At 61.2% G+C, this 16,930-nt stretch carries 19 protein-coding genes and 1 tRNA gene; 13 read left to right on the top strand and 7 right to left on the bottom strand.

Going from position 1 to position 16,930, the window contains the following annotated elements; genetic code table 11:
- Window positions 1-192, bottom strand: a 192-nt coding sequence (locus MESCI2_RS0119570) for a porin (RefSeq protein WP_027038050.1), incomplete at its 3' end; no start/stop codon positions are given.
- Between the two features lie 451 nt (window positions 193-643).
- Between MESCI2_RS0119570 and MESCI2_RS0119565 the strand changes: the two genes are divergently transcribed.
- The 4 genes from MESCI2_RS0119565 to MESCI2_RS0119550 all read left to right on the top strand — a co-directional run bounded on the left by MESCI2_RS0119565 (window position 644) and on the right by MESCI2_RS0119550 (window position 3,724).
- Window positions 644-734: transfer RNA gene (locus MESCI2_RS0119565), tRNA-Ser, on the top strand.
- A 178-nt stretch (window positions 735-912) separates the two neighbouring features.
- The gene (locus MESCI2_RS0119560; protein WP_027038049.1) at window positions 913-1,155 is read left to right on the top strand and encodes a GIY-YIG nuclease family protein; all 243 of its coding nucleotides are present in this window, start codon (window positions 913-915) and stop codon (window positions 1,153-1,155) included.
- A 123-nt stretch (window positions 1,156-1,278) separates the two neighbouring features.
- A complete protein-coding gene (locus tag MESCI2_RS0119555; protein WP_027038048.1) occupies window positions 1,279-2,403 on the top strand; it encodes a porin in 1,125 nt (374 codons plus the stop codon).
- Window positions 2,404-2,641: 238 nt separating this feature from the next.
- Window positions 2,642-3,724: a tyrosine-type recombinase/integrase gene (locus MESCI2_RS0119550; protein WP_024503077.1), complete on the top strand. Its 1,083-nt coding sequence runs from the start codon at window positions 2,642-2,644 to the stop codon at window positions 3,722-3,724.
- 59 nt (window positions 3,725-3,783) lie between these two features.
- Here MESCI2_RS0119550 and MESCI2_RS0119545 read toward each other — a convergent pair whose 3' ends face one another.
- Window positions 3,784-4,683 (bottom strand): alpha/beta fold hydrolase, encoded by a 900-nt coding sequence (locus tag MESCI2_RS0119545; protein WP_027038047.1) that lies wholly within the window; start codon window positions 4,681-4,683, stop codon window positions 3,784-3,786.
- 307 nt (window positions 4,684-4,990) lie between these two features.
- The gene (locus MESCI2_RS0119540) at window positions 4,991-7,042 is read right to left on the bottom strand and encodes a lytic transglycosylase domain-containing protein (protein ID WP_027038046.1); all 2,052 of its coding nucleotides are present in this window, start codon (window positions 7,040-7,042) and stop codon (window positions 4,991-4,993) included.
- 247 nt (window positions 7,043-7,289) lie between these two features.
- Here MESCI2_RS0119540 and dapA point away from each other — a divergent pair, with 247 nt between their 5' ends.
- The 3 genes from dapA to MESCI2_RS0119525 all read left to right on the top strand — a co-directional run bounded on the left by dapA (window position 7,290) and on the right by MESCI2_RS0119525 (window position 9,552).
- Window positions 7,290-8,171, top strand: a complete 882-nt coding sequence (gene dapA / locus MESCI2_RS0119535; RefSeq protein ID WP_027038045.1) for a 4-hydroxy-tetrahydrodipicolinate synthase — start codon at window positions 7,290-7,292, stop codon at window positions 8,169-8,171.
- A gap of 151 nt (window positions 8,172-8,322) precedes the next feature.
- A complete protein-coding gene (gene smpB / locus MESCI2_RS0119530) occupies window positions 8,323-8,802 on the top strand; it encodes an SsrA-binding protein SmpB (RefSeq protein ID WP_013532594.1) in 480 nt (159 codons plus the stop codon).
- A gap of 42 nt (window positions 8,803-8,844) precedes the next feature.
- Window positions 8,845-9,552 (top strand): glycoside hydrolase family 25 protein, encoded by a 708-nt coding sequence (locus tag MESCI2_RS0119525; protein WP_027038044.1) that lies wholly within the window; start codon window positions 8,845-8,847, stop codon window positions 9,550-9,552.
- A 55-nt stretch (window positions 9,553-9,607) separates the two neighbouring features.
- Here MESCI2_RS0119525 and MESCI2_RS0119520 read toward each other — a convergent pair whose 3' ends face one another.
- From MESCI2_RS0119520 to MESCI2_RS0119505, 4 genes are read right to left on the bottom strand one after another with little or no spacing between them, the layout of a single operon-like run.
- Window positions 9,608-9,913 (bottom strand): addiction module antidote protein, encoded by a 306-nt coding sequence (locus MESCI2_RS0119520; protein ID WP_023812859.1) that lies wholly within the window; start codon window positions 9,911-9,913, stop codon window positions 9,608-9,610.
- Window positions 9,904-10,215 carry a type II toxin-antitoxin system RelE/ParE family toxin gene (locus MESCI2_RS0119515; protein ID WP_027038043.1) on the bottom strand — a complete coding sequence of 104 codons (312 nt, stop codon included), beginning with the start codon at window positions 10,213-10,215 and terminating at the stop codon, window positions 9,904-9,906. Before MESCI2_RS0119515 ends, MESCI2_RS0119520 begins: the two co-directional genes overlap by 10 nt.
- A 58-nt stretch (window positions 10,216-10,273) precedes the next feature.
- Window positions 10,274-10,930, bottom strand: a complete 657-nt coding sequence (locus MESCI2_RS0119510) for a uracil-DNA glycosylase (protein ID WP_027038042.1) — start codon at window positions 10,928-10,930, stop codon at window positions 10,274-10,276.
- Between the two features lie 10 nt (window positions 10,931-10,940).
- Window positions 10,941-11,522, bottom strand: a complete 582-nt coding sequence (locus tag MESCI2_RS0119505; protein WP_027038041.1) for an NYN domain-containing protein — start codon at window positions 11,520-11,522, stop codon at window positions 10,941-10,943.
- 324 nt (window positions 11,523-11,846) lie between these two features.
- On the opposite strand from MESCI2_RS0119505, the gene rpoZ reads away from it, so the two are divergent.
- The 6 genes from rpoZ to acpS all read left to right on the top strand — a co-directional run bounded on the left by rpoZ (window position 11,847) and on the right by acpS (window position 16,896).
- Window positions 11,847-12,248 carry a DNA-directed RNA polymerase subunit omega gene (gene rpoZ, locus MESCI2_RS0119500; RefSeq protein WP_027038040.1) on the top strand — a complete coding sequence of 134 codons (402 nt, stop codon included), beginning with the start codon at window positions 11,847-11,849 and terminating at the stop codon, window positions 12,246-12,248.
- A gap of 128 nt (window positions 12,249-12,376) precedes the next feature.
- On the top strand, window positions 12,377-14,605 hold the full coding sequence (locus tag MESCI2_RS0119495) for a RelA/SpoT family protein (protein WP_027038039.1): 2,229 nt from the start codon (window positions 12,377-12,379) through the stop codon (window positions 14,603-14,605).
- 50 nt (window positions 14,606-14,655) lie between these two features.
- Window positions 14,656-15,234: an orotate phosphoribosyltransferase gene (gene pyrE, locus MESCI2_RS0119490; protein ID WP_027038038.1), complete on the top strand. Its 579-nt coding sequence runs from the start codon at window positions 14,656-14,658 to the stop codon at window positions 15,232-15,234.
- 25 nt (window positions 15,235-15,259) lie between these two features.
- Window positions 15,260-15,640, top strand: coding sequence for a VOC family protein (locus tag MESCI2_RS0119485; RefSeq protein WP_027038037.1), 381 nt, complete (start codon window positions 15,260-15,262; stop codon window positions 15,638-15,640).
- Window positions 15,641-15,886: 246 nt separating this feature from the next.
- The gene (locus MESCI2_RS0119480; protein ID WP_027038036.1) at window positions 15,887-16,486 is read left to right on the top strand and encodes a DUF2062 domain-containing protein; all 600 of its coding nucleotides are present in this window, start codon (window positions 15,887-15,889) and stop codon (window positions 16,484-16,486) included.
- Window positions 16,483-16,896 carry a holo-ACP synthase gene (gene acpS, locus MESCI2_RS0119475; RefSeq protein ID WP_027038035.1) on the top strand — a complete coding sequence of 138 codons (414 nt, stop codon included), beginning with the start codon at window positions 16,483-16,485 and terminating at the stop codon, window positions 16,894-16,896. Before MESCI2_RS0119480 ends, acpS begins: the two co-directional genes overlap by 4 nt.
- The last annotated feature ends 34 nt before the right edge of the window (window positions 16,897-16,930 follow it).

Raw genomic sequence — 16,930 nt, 5'->3', positions numbered from 1 at the left:
GCGGACATAGCCGCCGATGCGCAGGCAGGTTTCGGTGCCGGGGATGTAGAAGTAGCCAGCGCCGTAGACGTCGCAAATCTTGACGTATTCAGCGGGTTCCGGCTCGGCGACGACGACGGCGTCGGCGGCGCGCGCACCGGAAACTGCGATCAGGGCCGCAGCGGAGCCGAGGAGAAGGCTCTTAATGTTCATTTTCTGACCTCCAGTCAAAAGTTAAAAAACGGGTCTGGGTATTCTTTGCTGAAGGACAGCGTTCCCTGCCCCATCCCCACTACCGAAAAAGATGCGCACCGCGCCGCTCCTTCGAAATCGACATTACCCATGAGGCGGCGGCGTTCAACCACGATCGTACCGGTGAAAGGGCTGCCTGGCTGCTATCCCCCGGCGTTGTTGCACAAATGACACGATTTGGCCTCACTCAGAAAGCTCTCGTTAACCATCAGGCCGCCGCAACCCCCTTGTTTGCCGCCGAATCCGGCGATGGGCCGACGGAATCATGGCGACTTCCCGAGTCGCTAGCCGGGAAACAACCGCAGAACCGCCACATCCCTGGAAGATCGCGGTTCGCCGCCTTCTTATTTTTGCATATAATGATGCGGGCTTGTTGATTGTGCCGGCGCTTTTCTTTATCCAGCGGCGCAACGGAGAGGTGGCCGAGTGGTCGAAGGCGCTCCCCTGCTAAGGGAGTAGAGGTCAAAAGCTTCTCGTGGGTTCGAATCCCATCCTCTCCGCCATCCTGCTTCGCGCTGCGCGCTTCGCAGGACAAGTCCCGACCTCCGCGCGAAGCAGGATGCCCTCCGAAGCCGTAGCGAAGGAGGGCTCAAGCACCTGAATTTCTTGCAAAAACAGGGTTGGCAGCTGCCCTTCGGCCAAGCAGGATACCCTCTCGCATTGGCAAGGAGGGGCTGGCTCATGTGGTATGTGTATCTTCTCGAGAGCGAGGTTGCGGAAGGCGGGCGTTATGTCGGCATGACGTCGGACCTGAAACGACGGCTTGCTGAGCACAATTCGGGAAAATCCAGCCATACGTCCAAATTCCTACCATGGCGGATCGTCACCTATATGGCCTTCTCGAATCAGGCCAAGGCAGCTTCATTCGAGCGTTATCTCAAATCCGGTTCAGGGCACGCTTTCGCCAACAAACGCCTTTGGTGATGGCCGCAGGCTCGCCGAAAATCACACGATTTTCCAAAAAAGTATAGTAATAACAGATCGTTACCCCAACCAAGCGGGCGGCAGCTTCCGCAATTTCATTCGATTCTGACTGGAGGTCAGAAAATGAACATNAAGAGCCTTCTCCTCGGCTCCGCTGCGGCCCTGATCGCAGTTTCCGGTGCGCGCGCCGCCGACGCCGTCGTCGTCGCCGAGCCGGAACCCGCTGAATACGTCAAGATTTGCGACGTCTACGGCGCTGGCTACTTCTACATCCCCGGCACCGAAACCTGCCTGCGCATCGGCGGCTATGTCCGCTACGACATCGGCGCGGGCGACGCGGCTTCTTTCGACGGCGTCAACAACGTTCCGGATCACCTGGACGGTGACACCAACGACACCTACTGGAAGCAGGCTCGCTTCGCACTGAAGACCTGGACCGGCCAGGAAACCGAACTCGGCACCTTGAAGACCTACACCGAGACGCGCTTCAACTTCGGCAACACGTCAGGTGACTATGCTACCGACGGCCCGACGGATCCAGACAACTGGCAGGCTCGCAATTCGGGCATCTCGCTGAACTTCGCCTGGATTCAGCTTGGTGGTCTCCGCGTTGGTAAAGACGAATCGGCCTTCGATACGTTCGTCGGTTACGCCGGCAACGTCATCCAGGATACGCTGGTTCCCTACGGCACGTTCGACACCAATGTCATCCAGTACTACTTCGATGCTGGCAACGGCTTCTCGGCGGTGGTCTCGCTCGAAGAAGGGTCTGGCGACGATACGATCGATAGCTACGTTCCGCATGTCGTCGGCGGTGTGAAGTACACGCAGGGCTGGGGCGCCATCACCGCGGTTGCTGCTTATGACAGCAACTACGAAGCATGGGCCGGCAAGGCTCGCTTGGATGTGAACGCTACCAACGAACTGTCGCTGTTCTTGATGGCCGGCTACGGAAGTGACGACGACTTCCTGGATCCGAACACGGGCCACAACTTCTTCAAGCTGTGGGACGGAAGCTGGGCGATCTGGGGTGGTGGCAGCTACAAGTTCAACGAGAAGACCTCGTTTAACGTGCAGGCCTCTTATGACGACGGCAAGAAGTTCGGCCTCGCGGCCAACATTGCCTACGACATCGTTCCCGGCTTCACCATCACCGGCGAAGTTGACTACGTGAACGCCGCTGATAGCGACTGGCACGAAAGCTACGACGGCATCGGCGGCGTGCTCCGCTTCCAGCGCTCGTTCTAAGGGCTGGTTCCTTACAGGTGAAATCCAGCCCGGGCGCGCAAACGCCCGGGCTGTTTTTGTTTCGTGACTGGATTAAGGCAAACGGAAGGATGGGGGTAACGGTAGCTGAATAAATCCGTGGGGTGGTTTCGTGGGATCCGCTGATGGGCGGATGAAATCACAACTGCGTGATTAAAATCTCTTGAAAGGACGCTTCCAAGCGGGTAGGGCTGACCTATCCCACTCGGGGGTGTGGCAAATGATGACGAACGAAGCGATTCAAGAGGGCGAGTCCTCTGATCATTTTTCGATGTTTTCTTCTCAAAGTCCGAAGATTCGATACACCTACAACAAGATTAGAGAAGTAAAATCGCATCGGGTCGGAGATCTTTTTTCAGCATATCGGGACATATTATGGGATGATGGGCGGCATAAGTATAATGTCAGCTCGTTCATCGGCGAAATAGACGAGATCCTCCTTGGGGAGCGTTTCAGCGCCTTTGACCAAAGTACCCTGGACAACCTTATCGGCACCTTGCGCCAGCGCGGCAACAGCAACGCAACCATCAATCGAAAGATGGCTGCCCTCAGCAAACTGCTGCGCAAGGCTCACAAGATGGGAGATATCCACAGCCTGCCCGAGTTCCGCCGCCAGAAGGAGCGGGCGGGTCGGATTCGCTTCCTCGAAAGGGACGAAGAGGCGCGCCTGTTCGCCGCCATCAAGAACCGCAACGAGGATGCCTACAGGCTTTCCGTCTTCCTGGTCGACACCGGATGCCGTCTCGGCGAGGCGCTCGGGCTGATCTGGAACGATATCCAGGAGCATCGCGTCTCCTTCTGGATCACCAAATCCGGCCGCAGCCGCACCATTCCAATGACCGAGCGGGTCAAGGAGGTCATCAAGCTGCCTCCCACCGAGGGTCGCCGGCCAAAAGGACCGTTCACCAAGCTCAGCCAGGCACAGTTCCGTGCCATCTGGAACGACGCGAAGGCCGAAGTCGGCCTCGGCGCCGACGATCAGGTGGTGCCGCACATACTGCGCCATACCTGCGCCTCGCGTCTTGTCCAGGGCGGCATCGACATCAGGCGCGTGCAGATGTGGCTCGGCCACCAGACGCTGTCGATGACGATGCGCTACGCGCATCTGGCCACCAACGATCTCGATGGCTGTGTCATCGTGCTGGAGACACCTCGATCGACTCAGCCGGCTGGCAGCACGGAAGGCTCTGTGTTTTCATCACCCGTTATGACGACTTCTTCGGCAGAGCGAAAACAGAGGGGCGAGGCAGCCACGGCAAAGGAGTCGCCGAAAGCGACTCGGAAAAGCTCAAAAGCCAAGTAGGCTGAAGAATTCTGCCTATACTATCGTAGCTATCCCGTGACCTTGTTTGGTCATGGGATTTACTTCGGGATTTTCTTCCGCTCGGCTTGATCGAGAAAGGCGGCTATGTAGCCCGGTAGGCTGCCAGTCTCGAGGAACGGCGCGTGGCCCTGGCCCTCGACAGTGATCGCCTCCATCATGGAATGGCGCTCTCTCATCTGCTTGAGCGTATCTATGGACAGCAATCTCGAATTGGCGCCACGTATGGCGAGCAACGGGATGGCGGCCAACGCCTCGAATTGGGGCCATAGATCAGGCAGCTTCTGCGTCAGATCGAGGCTCGCAACGGTATCCACCAGCTTCGGATCGAAATCCGGCACCAACCCACCATCCGTTTCGCGGTAGAGAGCCCATACCATCCGATCCCAATCGGCGTCGGCAAGGGCGGAGAAGTCTTCGCCATGCACGCTGCGCTGGGCGGCGGTCGCCTGTGTGAGGGTTTTCGGTGCCGGGTCGCGCTCGAGGTAAGACTGGATATGTGCAAGTCCGGTCGTCTCGATCACCGGTCCGATGTCGTTGAAAACAATGGCTTTCAGGACCGATGGCCGCATCATCCCGAGCACATGGATGATCAATCCCCCGCGCGAGGTGCCGATGAAGGCCGCTTCCCCGATGTTCAGCGCCGCCAGCCCGGCCAGGATGTCGCCAGCTTCAATGCCGACATTGTAGTTTTTGACGTCAGTGTCGTAAGCCGACAGCCCGCGCCCGCGGTAGTCGAAGGCAATGACTTTTCGCGGAATCGCAGCTCGCGTCGAAAGATGGAGTGCGAGCTCATGAAAATCCCGAGCATTGCGAGTCAGGCCTGGCAGGCAGATGACAGGCCAAGGGCCGGTATTGGCCTCGCCATAGACCCGCGCATGGAGTTTTAACCCGTCCGGTGCGGCGTAGAAGAAGTCGAAAAAACCCTCGTTGCTCGACATTGGAATGCTCGACCTCGCTGTACCGATCTGGACAGCTACAGGTGAGGGCATGAATGGTCAAATAGAAGGCGCGACACCGAAGCTGCCCAATCTCCCCACTTGCGGGGGAGATGGCCGGCAGGCCAGAGGGGGGTGCTGTCCCTCCAAGCCATCAATCTGTTGGAGCCGCGATTCTGGTTAGTTTACATCGGAACGACGGGTTAACTCAAAGGTCGGCGATCCTGCGCACCCCCCTCTGCCTTGCCAGGCATCTCCCCCGCAAGGGGGGAGATTGGCAGCTTCGGCGAAGCGGTTGCCTTGTTGTCGGTCAACCCCGCCCGTTCACCAGATCCCCGACAATGTCGTATTTGCCGGAAATCCGCATCTTGTAGACCTCGTAATTCTCCATCACGCGCTGAACGTAACTTCTTGTTTCCGTGTAGGGAATCCGCTCGATCCAGTCGACGACCGCGTCGATGTCCTTGCCGCGCGGGTCGCCATATCTGGCCACCCACTGGCTGGCGCGGTTGGGGCCGGCATTGTAGCCGGCGAAGGTCAGCACGTAAGAGCCGTTGAAGCGGTCGAGCTGTTCGCCGAGGAAGGCCGAACCAAGCGTCGCATTGTAACCGGCATCAGTGGTCAGCCGTGTTTGCGAAAACTGCAGCCCGGCCTTCTTCGCCAGTTGCCTTGCTGTTCCCGGCATCAGCTGCAGCAGCCCGCGCGCGCCGGCGCTGGATACGGCGCCGATGTTGAATTCGCTTTCCTGGCGGGCGATCGCATAGGCCAGCGCCTTGCCCGAGCCGGAAATGTCAGCCGAATCGGGAATGACGCCGAGCGGATGCGACAAGGCACCGACATCGATGCCGCGCGCCCCGGCGATCTTGCCGATTTTCAGCGCCATGAAATGGTTGCCTTGCTTTTCGGCAAGGACAGCGAGCAGCGCCAGTTCGCCCGGACTGGTCAACTGCCCGGCAAGGTCGCGATAAAGCGTCTCGGCATAGCGGTCGTAGCCCGCCTCCTGCAGCCGCTTGATGGCGCTGACTGCCTCGCGGCCGGCAAAATTCTGCCGGTCGGCTGCACTTGGCGAGGGATAGACGATGTTGAGCGCCTGCCGGCCGACACGTTCGGCGGCAAGCTGGCCGTAAAATGTCGTGCCGTAGGCAGCAGCGCGCGCAAAATAATCCTTGGCGTTGCCCGGGCCGCCGACTTCGGCGGCACGGCCGAGCCAGTAATAAGCGCGCGACAGCGTCATCGGCCCTTGGGCAAGGTCGGCGATGCGAGCGAAATGCGTTGCGGCAAGCTTGGGGTCGTTCAGCCCACGCAGCGCGTACCAGCCGGCGTGGAATTCGGCGTCCGCAGCATTGGTGGCACTTTCGGCGGCGTGTGTGGCGACGATCTTGTACGCGGTCTTCATGTCGCCCTGGTCGACCAGTTCGCGCGACAGCACCCGGCGCTCGACCCACCAGGCATCCGGATCGACCAGAGCTTCGCGGTTCGTTGGCGCCTGCATCACAATGGCGGCGGCGCCGGCAAAATCCTCCTGCTTGCGCAGATATTCGGCCTGCGCGAAGAAGTAGCCGGCCGAACGTTGCGTCGCGGGCACGGCCTTCAGCAGCTTGGGCGCGTTCTTGTCGCCTTTGTCGGCCGCCGCCCATGCATCGGCGAGCTGCTGGGCACCGGCAAGGCCGGCGACACGCAGGGCGGAATTCGCACGGTCGGCATAGAACATGCGCTCCATGCGAAAGCGGTGGTCGGCGGCCGGGATCAGGCTGCCGAATTCCTTGATCAGCGCCGCCTCGTCCTTGGCCTCCAGGATCGCGGTGCGCCAGAAGGGCGACAGCACGGAAAGCGCCGCTTTGGTATTGCCCGACGCCACATAAGCGCGGGCGAGAACCATCACGCCTTCGAATGTCTGCGGCTGGCTGCCATCGAACGCCCTGACAACGATGTCGGGGGCAGGGTTCTCGCCATAGAGTGCGCGCTCGCTGTTCTTGCGCAGGGCGACGGTCCCCGGCCAGTTGGGCAGCATCTTGGCCGCGGCAGTGATATCGCCGCTCGGAACCTTGTCGCCGCCATAAAGCGCGATCGCCCAGGCAAGGATATGCTGGTCGAGCGACTGAGCCGGAAGGGCATCGCGCACGCCACGAGCGCGGGGAGTATCGCCCGCCGCCAACGCATCCAGCCCGCTTTTCAGGGGGGCGACGTCGGGCAAGGGCGCCTGTCGCGTCCTGTCCTGCAGGTCTGGCAGCGCAATTGCCGCGCCTGCAATCGGAATGGCTGAGGTGACCCGTACGTCCACGCTACCGCTGATCGCCATGCCCGGCATCAGCGCGAGCGTGGCGCCAAGCAGCGCGAAAACGTGAGGCCGACCGCCCGGCATGATCCTTAAGTCTTTCCTTGTCCTGGCATTCCACAAGCTGGCGAAGATGCCTCGAAGCCTAAACTTAGGTCGTGAAGAGCCCGTAAACAAAGAGTTAGCGAGGCCGTTCGAATTGCGCTTGCTGGCACCATGGCGATGCTTGCCGCGTAACCGTGTCGAGACTATGGTGCGCCGCTTCGCTTTCGGTTAGAAGGCGCGACCACAAACACCGACACAAAACACCAGAAGTGCCAAGGAGTTGGACGATATGCTGAGAGGCTCGCTTACTGCGCTCGTGACACCGTTCGAAAAGAGCGGGCGTTTCGACGAGAAAGCCTTTCGCGCGTTCGTCGAATGGCAGCTCGGCGAGGGCACGACGGGACTGGTTCCCGTGGGCACCACCGGCGAATCGCCGACGTTGTCGCATGACGAGCACCGCCAGGTCGTCAAGGTGTGCATCGAGGTTGCCAAGGGACGCGTTCCGGTCGTTGCCGGCGCCGGTTCCAACAACACCGAGGAAGCCGTCGGCCTCGTGCAGTATGCCGAGAAGGCCGGCGCCGATGCCGCCCTCGTCGTCACGCCCTACTACAACAGGCCGACACAGCGCGGCCTTTACGAGCACTTCGCGGCGGTCGCCAGGGCGACCAAGCTGCCGATCATCATCTACAACATCCCGCCGCGCTCGGTGATTGACATGATGCCGGAGACGATGGGCCGGCTCGTGCACGACTTCAAGAACATCGTCGGCGTCAAGGATGCCACCGGCAAGGTCGAACGGGTCTCCGAGCAGCGCGCCACGTGCGGCAAGGATTTCATCCAGCTCTCGGGCGAGGACGCTTCGGCGCTCGGCTTCAACGCGCATGGCGGCGTCGGCTGCATTTCAGTGACGTCGAACGTTGCGCCGCGGCTCTGCGCCGAATTCCAGGAGGCAACGCTTGCCGGCGACAGCGCCAAGGCGCTGGATCTGCAGGACCGTCTGCTGCCGCTGCACAAGGCAATCTTCCTCGAGCCCGGCGTTTCCGGGGCGAAATATGCGCTGTCGAAGCTGGGCAAGGTCGAAAACGTGCTGCGCTCGCCGCTGGTGACGATCGAACAGTCGACTGCCGACAAGATCGATGCGGCTATGAAGCACGCCGGCTTGATTAATTAGCGAGCCCGTTTGGAAACTCTACTCCTGCGGCCATCTGAAGGCGTCACCTGCGCTTCCGGTGCTCGCGTACTATATGTACGCTCCGCTCCGGTTCTCGATGACACCATCATCTGACTCGCAGGAGCGAGTTTCGAAACGGACTCTAAGCATCATGAACCAGGTCAGAAAAGCCGATCCCAACAACAAGACCGTTTCGGAAAACCGCAAGGCGCGGTTTTCCTACGAGGTGCTCGACACGGTCGAGGCCGGTCTGGTGCTGACCGGCACCGAGGTCAAGTCGCTGCGCCAGGGCCAAGCCAACATCCAGGACAGCTATGCCTCGGTCGAGGGCGGCGAGATCTGGCTGATAAACTCCTATCTGCCGGAATATCTGCAGGCCAACCGCTTCAACCACGAGCCGCGGCGCCGCCGCAAGCTGCTGCTCAACAAGCGCGAGATGGCGAAACTGTCGCAAAGCGTCGACCGCGAAGGAATGACGCTGGTGCCGCTGAAAATCTATTTCAACGACCAGGGCCGCGCCAAGCTGCTGCTCGCTGTCGGCCGTGGCAAGAAACTGCACGACAAGCGCGAATCCGAGAAGCAGCGCGACTGGTCGCGCGAGAAGGGCCGGCTGTTAAAAGAGCGTGGGTGAGGAGCGGTTCGCGAAGCGGACGAAACGCCGAAGAGGATAGTCTTGAAGAACCGGATTGTCCTCTTTGGTTTGGTCAGCCTGGTCATGGTATGTTTCGTTGCAGCAGGCGGCTATCTCTATTTCCGCACATTCTCGCCGGACCGAGATAAATATCCGGTCAGGGGCATCGATGTCTCCCATCATCAGGGCCGGATCGATTGGCGGCGCGTAGCCGCCGACGATGTCGCCTTTGCCGTCATCAAGGCGACCGAAGGCGGCGACCATGTCGACGATGCCTTCGCGCGGAATCTGGAAGAGGCCCGCGCCGCCGGAATCGCCGTTGGCGCCTATCACTTTTTCACTTTTTGCCGGCCTGGCGCCGACCAGGCGAAGAATTTCATCTCGGTTGTGCCACACGATCAGCCGCTGCTGCCGCCGGTGGTCGACATCGAATTCGGCGGCAATTGCCCGCAGCGGCCGACGCCCGAACAATTGAAAGCCGAACTGGCCGCGTTCCTCGCTCCTGTCGAGGCAGCGTTCGGCAAGCCTGCGATTGTCTATCTGACCGACGATGCAGCGGAAGCCTATGCCGGGCGCATTGCTGCCCGTCCGCTCTGGCTTCGCTCCTTGCTTCTGGAGCCGGATCGCGACGACTGGGTCTACTGGCAGTACCACAACAGGGGGCGCGTCGACGGCATCAATGGCGATGTCGATCTGAATGTGCTGCAGGGTGGGCAGGAAAAACTAGCCGAACTGTTTGCGGCGCCTTGATCAGACGAATTCCACTGGCGAGATGGAGAACCACATATCGGCGCGCTGATCCGTGTTACGCAGCGTTCCGTCCGGCCTGCGCGCTCACGAAGGTCAGTTTCAGACCAAGCGCTTCGGCCACTTTCATGATCGTTGCGAATTCGGGATTCCCTTCGCCGCTCAGGGCCTTGTAGAGAGCCTGTCGCGTCATACCGGCTTTCTCGGCAAGTCTCGTCATGTTCTGCGCACGTGCAATGACGCCAAGCGCATGAGCAATCTCCGCTGCGGTGCCATCTTCGCACGTCGCTGCCAGATATGCTTCGATTGCCTCTGGAGTGTCGAGATATTCGGCGCCGTCAAAAGCTGTGACTTTCATTGCCATATTGCCTTGTCCTTCCATTCCTTGGCGAGTCTTTTTGCGCCTGCGATATCCCTGCTTTGCGTTCCTTTGTCGCCACCGCAAAGGAGCAGCACGCACAAGCTGCCTGCTTGGAGGAAATAGATGCGATAGCCAGGACCATTGTCGATCCGCATTTCGCTTATGCCCTCGCCAACGGGCTTGACGTCTCCCGGATTGCCTGCGGTCAGCCGGTCGATGCGCCGAACAATGCGGGCTTTTGCTTGCGCGTCGCGGAGGTCTTCGAGCCAGCGTTTAAATGTGTCGGTTTCGAAAACCTGCATCATGGTAAGTGTAAACCATGGTTGACTATTGTCAAGGGGAGAGGCTGATTGCTTATCGTGGCTACTTGCCCAGGAACGCCGCTATCTGGCTGAAAACGCTGACGAACATCGCTTCGGTCAGCACGCCGGTGTTGGTGTTGTAGCGCGAGCAATGATAGCTCGAAAACAGCGTGATGCCGCCGGCCGGCAGCTGCCCGCCATGCTTGAACGGATAGGCGGCGACACGCCCGCCCAGCGCCCGCACCGTCGACTGGTGCGCGATTGATCCCAGTGCCAGCACGGCGCGCAGGTTCGGGAACCTGGCGATTGTCGGCACCAGGAATGTCCGGCACGTGGCAATCTCTGCGCCCACCGGCTTGTTCTCCGGCGGCACGCAGCGCACCGTATTGGTGATCGCCGTGCCGACAAGCTCCAATCCGTCGTCGGGCCGGGCCTTGAATTCGCCGCGTGCAAAACCGTGCGAAATCATCGTCGAGTAGAGCAGGTCGCCGGCATAGTCGCCGGTGAACGGGCGACCCGTTCGATTGGCACCGCGAAGGCCAGGCGCCAGCCCGACGATCAGCAACTGAACCGCCGCGTCACCTTCGGGAGGTAAAAAAGTCGGCACCGGCGCATTGAACCAGGACGGCTCGCGCTGCCGCCATTCGGCGATGAAATCATGCAGCCGCGGGCAAAGCGGGCAATCGCGGCCGGGTTCGGAGGCGGAAAGGACGGTCAAGGCGACCGCCTCAGTAATCGTCCTCGTCGACTTCGGCCGGCTCGGGCCGGCGCACCGGGCGCTCGGACGGATCGCGGCCAACCTCGTTCTTCAAGGTCGTCAGGTCGATGAAATGGTCGGCTTGGCGGCGCAGGTCGTCGGAGATCATCGGCGGCTGCGAGGCCATGGTCGAGACGATCGACACCTTGCGGCCACGCCGCTGCAGCGCCTCGACCAGCGTGCGGAAGTCGCCGTCGCCGGAAAAGATGACGTAGTGGTCGACGACGTCGGCAAGCTGCAGCGCATCGACCGCAAGTTCGATGTCCATGTTGCCCTTGATCTTGCGGCGACCGGTCGAGTCGGTGAATTCCTTGGCCGGCTTGGTGACCACCTTGAAGCCGTTATAGTCGAGCCAGTCGATCAGCGGGCGGATCGAGGAGTATTCCTGATCCTCGACCAGTGCCGTGTAATAATAGGCGCGCAGCAGATAGCCGCGCTTCTGGAAGCTCGACAGAAGCTTGCGGTAGTCGATGTCGAAGCCGAGTGCGCGCGACGTCGCGTAGAGATTGGCGCCGTCGATGAATAGGGCGATTTTTTCACGAGGGTCGAACATGGAAAAATTCCTTCTCGAAATAAACGGCCGTCTAAACGAAATGCGATAGCGACGTTCGGTCAGGCTCATAATAAACCGGCTGACCTCTACGCATCCGAGATAGCGCCAGATTCACGGCAATCCAAGGGCGCGTGCGGCACTGCAAGCAATTGTGATCGGACACCGAACACATAAGCACAGACAGGTTTTGCCGAATTGGGTGTTTGAAAGAAGGTTTGGGCGCCCTGCAGCCCGGCCATTGCCATGATGCTTGTATTTTGGCGGCGTTCGGGTTATGGACCGCGCCTGTTTTCCATCAAATCCATCGCATGAAAGGGGCAATCCATGGCCCGCGTAACCGTTGAAGATTGCATCGACAAGGTCGACAACCGCTTCGAGCTGGTGCTTTTGGCCGGCCACCGCGCCCGCCAGATCAGCCAGGGCGCGCCGATCACCGTGCCGCGTGACAACGACAAGAACCCGGTCGTGGCGCTGCGCGAGATCGCTGACGAGACGCTGTCGCCCGACGACCTCAAGGAAGATCTGATCCATTCGCTGCAGAAGCATGTCGAGGTCGACGAGCCCGAGGCCGACGGCGAGGCGATTGCCGATCAGACCGGCGCCGCCGTTGCTGCCGCCGACGCCGATGACGCCGAGGAGAACATCACCTTCGACCGCATGACCGAGGAAGATCTCTTGGCCGGCATCGAGGGCCTGGTGCCGCCGGAAAAGAGCGACGACTACTAAGCCAGCGCTCTGGACCTGCCTGGAATACGTTTCCGGCACTTCCGTCCAGTCAGTTTCGTGGCTATCTATGGGGTGCGCCGTACGCTAGTGCGGCGCATCAATCATTTCAGCACCGCGAGATCCCGCCCATGATGCGTCAGTATGAGCTTGTCGAGCGCGTCCAGCGCTACAAGCCTGACGTCAACGAGGCGTTGCTCAACAAGGCCTATGTCTATGCCATGCAGAAGCATGGCCACCAGAAACGCGCTTCCGGCGATCCGTATTTCTCGCATCCGCTCGAAGTCGCCGCCATCCTCACCGAGATGCATATGGACGAGGCGACGATCGCGGTCGCCCTGCTGCACGACACGATCGAGGACACGACCGCCACACGGGCCGAGATCGACGATCTGTTCGGCCCCGAAATGGGCAAGCTGGTCGAGGGCCTGACCAAGCTGAAGAAACTCGATCTCGTCTCGAAGAAGGCCGAGCAGGCGGAAAACCTGCGCAAGCTTCTGCTGGCGATTTCGGAAGATGTCCGCGTGCTGCTGGTCAAGCTCGCCGACCGTTTGCACAATATGCGCACCCTCGACCACATGCCGGAGGCCAAGCGCCTGCGCATCGCCGAGGAGACGATGGATATCTACGCGCCGCTGGCCGGCCGCATGGGCATGCAAGGCATGCGAGAGGAGCTGGAGGAGATCGCCTTCCGCTTCATCAATCCGGAAGCCTATCGCGCCGTCACCGCACGGCTTGCCGAAATCTTCGAGCGCAACAAGGGCGTGCTGACGGACATCGAAAAGGCGCTGTCCACGCTGTTCGAGAAGCATGCGATCAACGCCAGCGTGAAGAGCCGGCAGAAGAAGCCGTGGTCGGTGTTCCGCAAGATGGAGGCCAAGGCGCTGTCCTTCGAGCAGTTGTCCGACATTTTCGGCTTCCGCGTCGTCGTCGACACGGTCGAGGATTGTTACCGGGCGCTCGGCGCCATCCACACCGCGTGGTCGATGGTGCCGGGCCGCTTCAAGGACTACATCTCGACGCCGAAGCAGAACGATTACCGGTCGATCCACACCACCATTGTCGGCCCGTCGCGCCAGCGTGTCGAGCTGCAGATCCGCACCCGAGAGATGAACAAGATCGCCGAATACGGCGTCGCCGCGCATTCGATCTACAAGGATACCGGCGGCAAGACCAACGGTGCCGCCCACGCGATTTCGAAGGAGACCAACGCCTATGCCTGGCTGCGGCGCACCATCGAGCAACTTGCCGAAGGCGACAATCCGGAAGATTTCCTCGAAAATACCAAGCTGGAACTGTTCCAGGACCAGGTGTTCTGCTTCACCCCGAAAGGCATGCTGATTGCGCTGCCGCGCGGCGCGACACCGATCGACTTCGCCTACGCGGTGCACACCGATGTCGGCGACACCTGCGTCGGTGCCAAGGTCAACGGCCGCATCATGCCGCTGATGACGGAGCTGAAGAACGGCGATGAGGTCGAGATCATCCGCTCCAAGGCGCAGGTGCCGCCGGCGGCGTGGGAATCGGTCGTCGTCACCGGCAAGGCGCGCTCGGCCATCCGCCGTGCCACCAAGAACGCCATCCGCAAGCAATATTCGGGTCTCGGCATCCGCATCCTGGAGCGCGCCTTCGAGCGTGCCGGCAAGACCTTCACCAAGGAGAGCCTGAAGCAGGTGCTGCACAGGCTGGCGCGCAAGGACATCGAGGATGTGCTGGCCTCGGTCGGGCGTGGCGAACTCGCCTCCGCCGATGTCATGAAGGCGGTATTCCCCGACTACAAGGATGAGCGCGTCACCACGGCCGTCCCCAAGCCGCGCGAGGAGGGCTGGTCGAAAATCCGCAATGCCGCCGGCATGCTGTTCCAGATTCCGGGTCGCGCCGCGCGCAAGGACAAGGACCAGCCGCGCGATGGCGCCGTGCCGATCCGCGGCGTGCGCGGCGATCTGCCGGTGCGCTTCGCGCCGGAAGGGGCAGTGCCCGGCGATCGCATCGTCGGCATCGTCCAGCCGGGCACCGGCATCACCATCTATCCGATCCAGTCGCCGGCGCTGCAGGCGTTCGACGATCAGCCCGAGCGCTGGATCGACGTGCGCTGGGACATCGACGAGCGCACCAAGGAACGCTTTCCGGCGCGCGTATCGGTCACCGCCATCAACGCGCCGGGGTCACTCGCCGATATAGCGCAGGTGGTTGCCTCGAACGACGCCAACATCCATACGCTGTCGATGGTGCGCACTGCGCCCGACTTCACCGAAATGCTGATCGATCTCGAAGTCTGGGATCTCAAGCACCTCAACCGGCTGCTGTCGCAGCTCAAGGACAATTCCAGCGTCAGCGACGCAAGACGCGTCAATGGCTAGACCATGATCCGGTTTCGGACAAAGTCATGGTCAATCAAAAAGAGGCAGACATGAACACCGATGAAGTGCTGGGCATTTTCCGCGAGGCGGGTGCTGTTCTGGAAGGGCATTTCATTTTGACCTCGGGCCTGCGCAGTCCGGTCTTCCTGCAGAAGGCGCGCGTGTTCATGCATGCCGACAAGACCGAGCTTCTGTGCAAGGCGCTGGCGGAGAAGATCCGCGCAGGCGTGCCCGGCAAGATCGACTATGTCGTCGGCCCGGCGATCGGCGGGCTGATCCCGGCCTATGAGACCTCGCGTCATCTGCGCGTGCCGGCGATCTGGGTCGAGCGGGAAGGGGGCGAGTTCCGCTTGCGCCGCTTCGAGATCGCCAGGGGTTCGCGTGTCGTCATCGTCGAGGACATCGTCACCACCGGCCTGTCGATCCGCGAGACCATCGAGTGCCTGCGCGAGCTTGGCGCCGAAGTGGTGGCCGCGGCCTGCATCATCGACCGTTCGGCCGGCAAGACTGATGTCGGCGTGCCGCTGATCGCGCTCGCCGAATACGAGGTCCCGGCCTATCCGGCCGACCGGCTGCCGCCGGAGCTTGCCGCCATCCCGGCGATCAAGCCCGGCAGCCGCAACATCTGACGAGTGTGAAACCGGGGAGGCGAAAATGATCGCCGGCATCGATCATTTCGTGCTGACGGTCGCTTCGCTGGAAGTGACCTGTGAGTTTTACCAGCGCGTGCTGGGTTTTGAGCGCATCGACGCGGCGGATCGGCCGACGGCGCTGGCTTTCGGTACCCACAAGATCAATGTGCATGAGGTCGGCCGCACTTTCGAGCCAAAGGCGAAGTCGCCGACATCAGGATCAGGTGATTTCTGCCTGATCACCGACCGGCCATTGGATGAGGTCCGTGCCCGGCTCGCGGCCAATGGTGTGGCGGTGGAACTCGGCCCGGTCGAGCGTATCGGGGCCCGCGGTCCGATGATGTCGGTCTATTTCCGTGACCCGGACGGCAATCTGGTCGAGGTCAGCGAATACCTGCCGTAGCGCTGGTGCTCTTCGAAAAAGCGACTGCCAGTTTCCTTAAATTCGCCGCGATGTCCAATGTTCGAAGCAAGAACCACCCCGAGGGGCGGCAACGAGTGCGCAGCGGACGGACGGTGCTTGGTTGTTCTTCTGTCAGCGCGTCGTTATATCATGCTTGCGATTGCCATAGGGTGATCGTCAAGCGCAAGATGTGGCTGCCACGCCCGGCTGAAGCTGCCGTTGCGGGCGCTGTGGAACGGGAACAGAGTGCTTTTTCGACGCCGCAAGCCTGATGGCCTTTATGAGCGGGTGCGTACCTACCTTTGGCCGCGCCGCTCATTTTCGCGCTCGCTTCAGTATTTTTCCAAGCGCATCCTGCGGCTGAAGGCCACACCGCATGCGGTGGCGGCCGGCGTTGCGGCCGGTGTCTTCGCTTCATTCTTCCCCGTCGGGTTCCATTTCATCATCGCTGCCATCCTGTGCTGGGTGATCGCCGGCAATCTGGTGGCGGCGGCGCTTGGCGCGGTTTTTTTCGGCAACCCGCTGACCTTCCCGTTGCTATGGGGCGCGTCGTGGGAAACGGGCAAGCTCATCCTGCATGACCGCCTGCCGACGCATGGGCCGCCGGCACATCTGGGTGAGATGCTGCACAACCTCTCTTTCGCGCAACTGTGGAAACCGGTCCTTGAACCGATGCTGATCGGCGCGGTTCCGCTAGGGCTCGCCTTCGGGCTGCTGTTCTACGCCATCACGCGCTGGGGCATGAACGCTTTCCGCGAACAGCGGCGCAAACGTCTGGCCGAGCGCGCAAGCCGGCATGCGCAATCGTCCCATCCCGGCGCAAGCATCGGTTCCACTGCGCGATGATCATCGGCATCGGCAGCGACCTGATCGACATCAGACGTATCGAGAAGTCACTGGAGCGTCACGGCCAGCGCTTCATCCAGAGAATCTACACCGAGATCGAACAGGCGCGTTCGGACAATCGACGCGCCCGCGCGGCCTCCTATGCCAAGCGTTTCGCTGCCAAGGAGGCCTGCGCCAAGGCGCTGGGCACCGGTCTGGCGCAGGGGGTGTTCTGGCGCGACATGGGTGTCGTCAACCTGCCCAGCGGCGCGCCGACCATGGCGCTGACTGGAGGAGCGCAGGCGAGGCTGGACAAAATCCTGCCAAAGGGCCACCGGGCGGCAATCCACCTCACCATCACGGATGATTTCCCGCTCGCTCAAGCCTTTGTGATCATCGAGGCGCTGCCCGTCGAAGAAGCGCCACATTGATTGCCTCTGACGACCGGCATTGACGTTGCCCAGC

Origin of the sequence: Mesorhizobium ciceri WSM4083, assembly GCF_000519305.1 — a bacterium.
Classification (GTDB): Bacteria; Pseudomonadota; Alphaproteobacteria; order Rhizobiales; family Rhizobiaceae; genus Mesorhizobium; species Mesorhizobium ciceri_B.
This window is presented reverse-complemented; position numbering and strand designations above follow the sequence as displayed.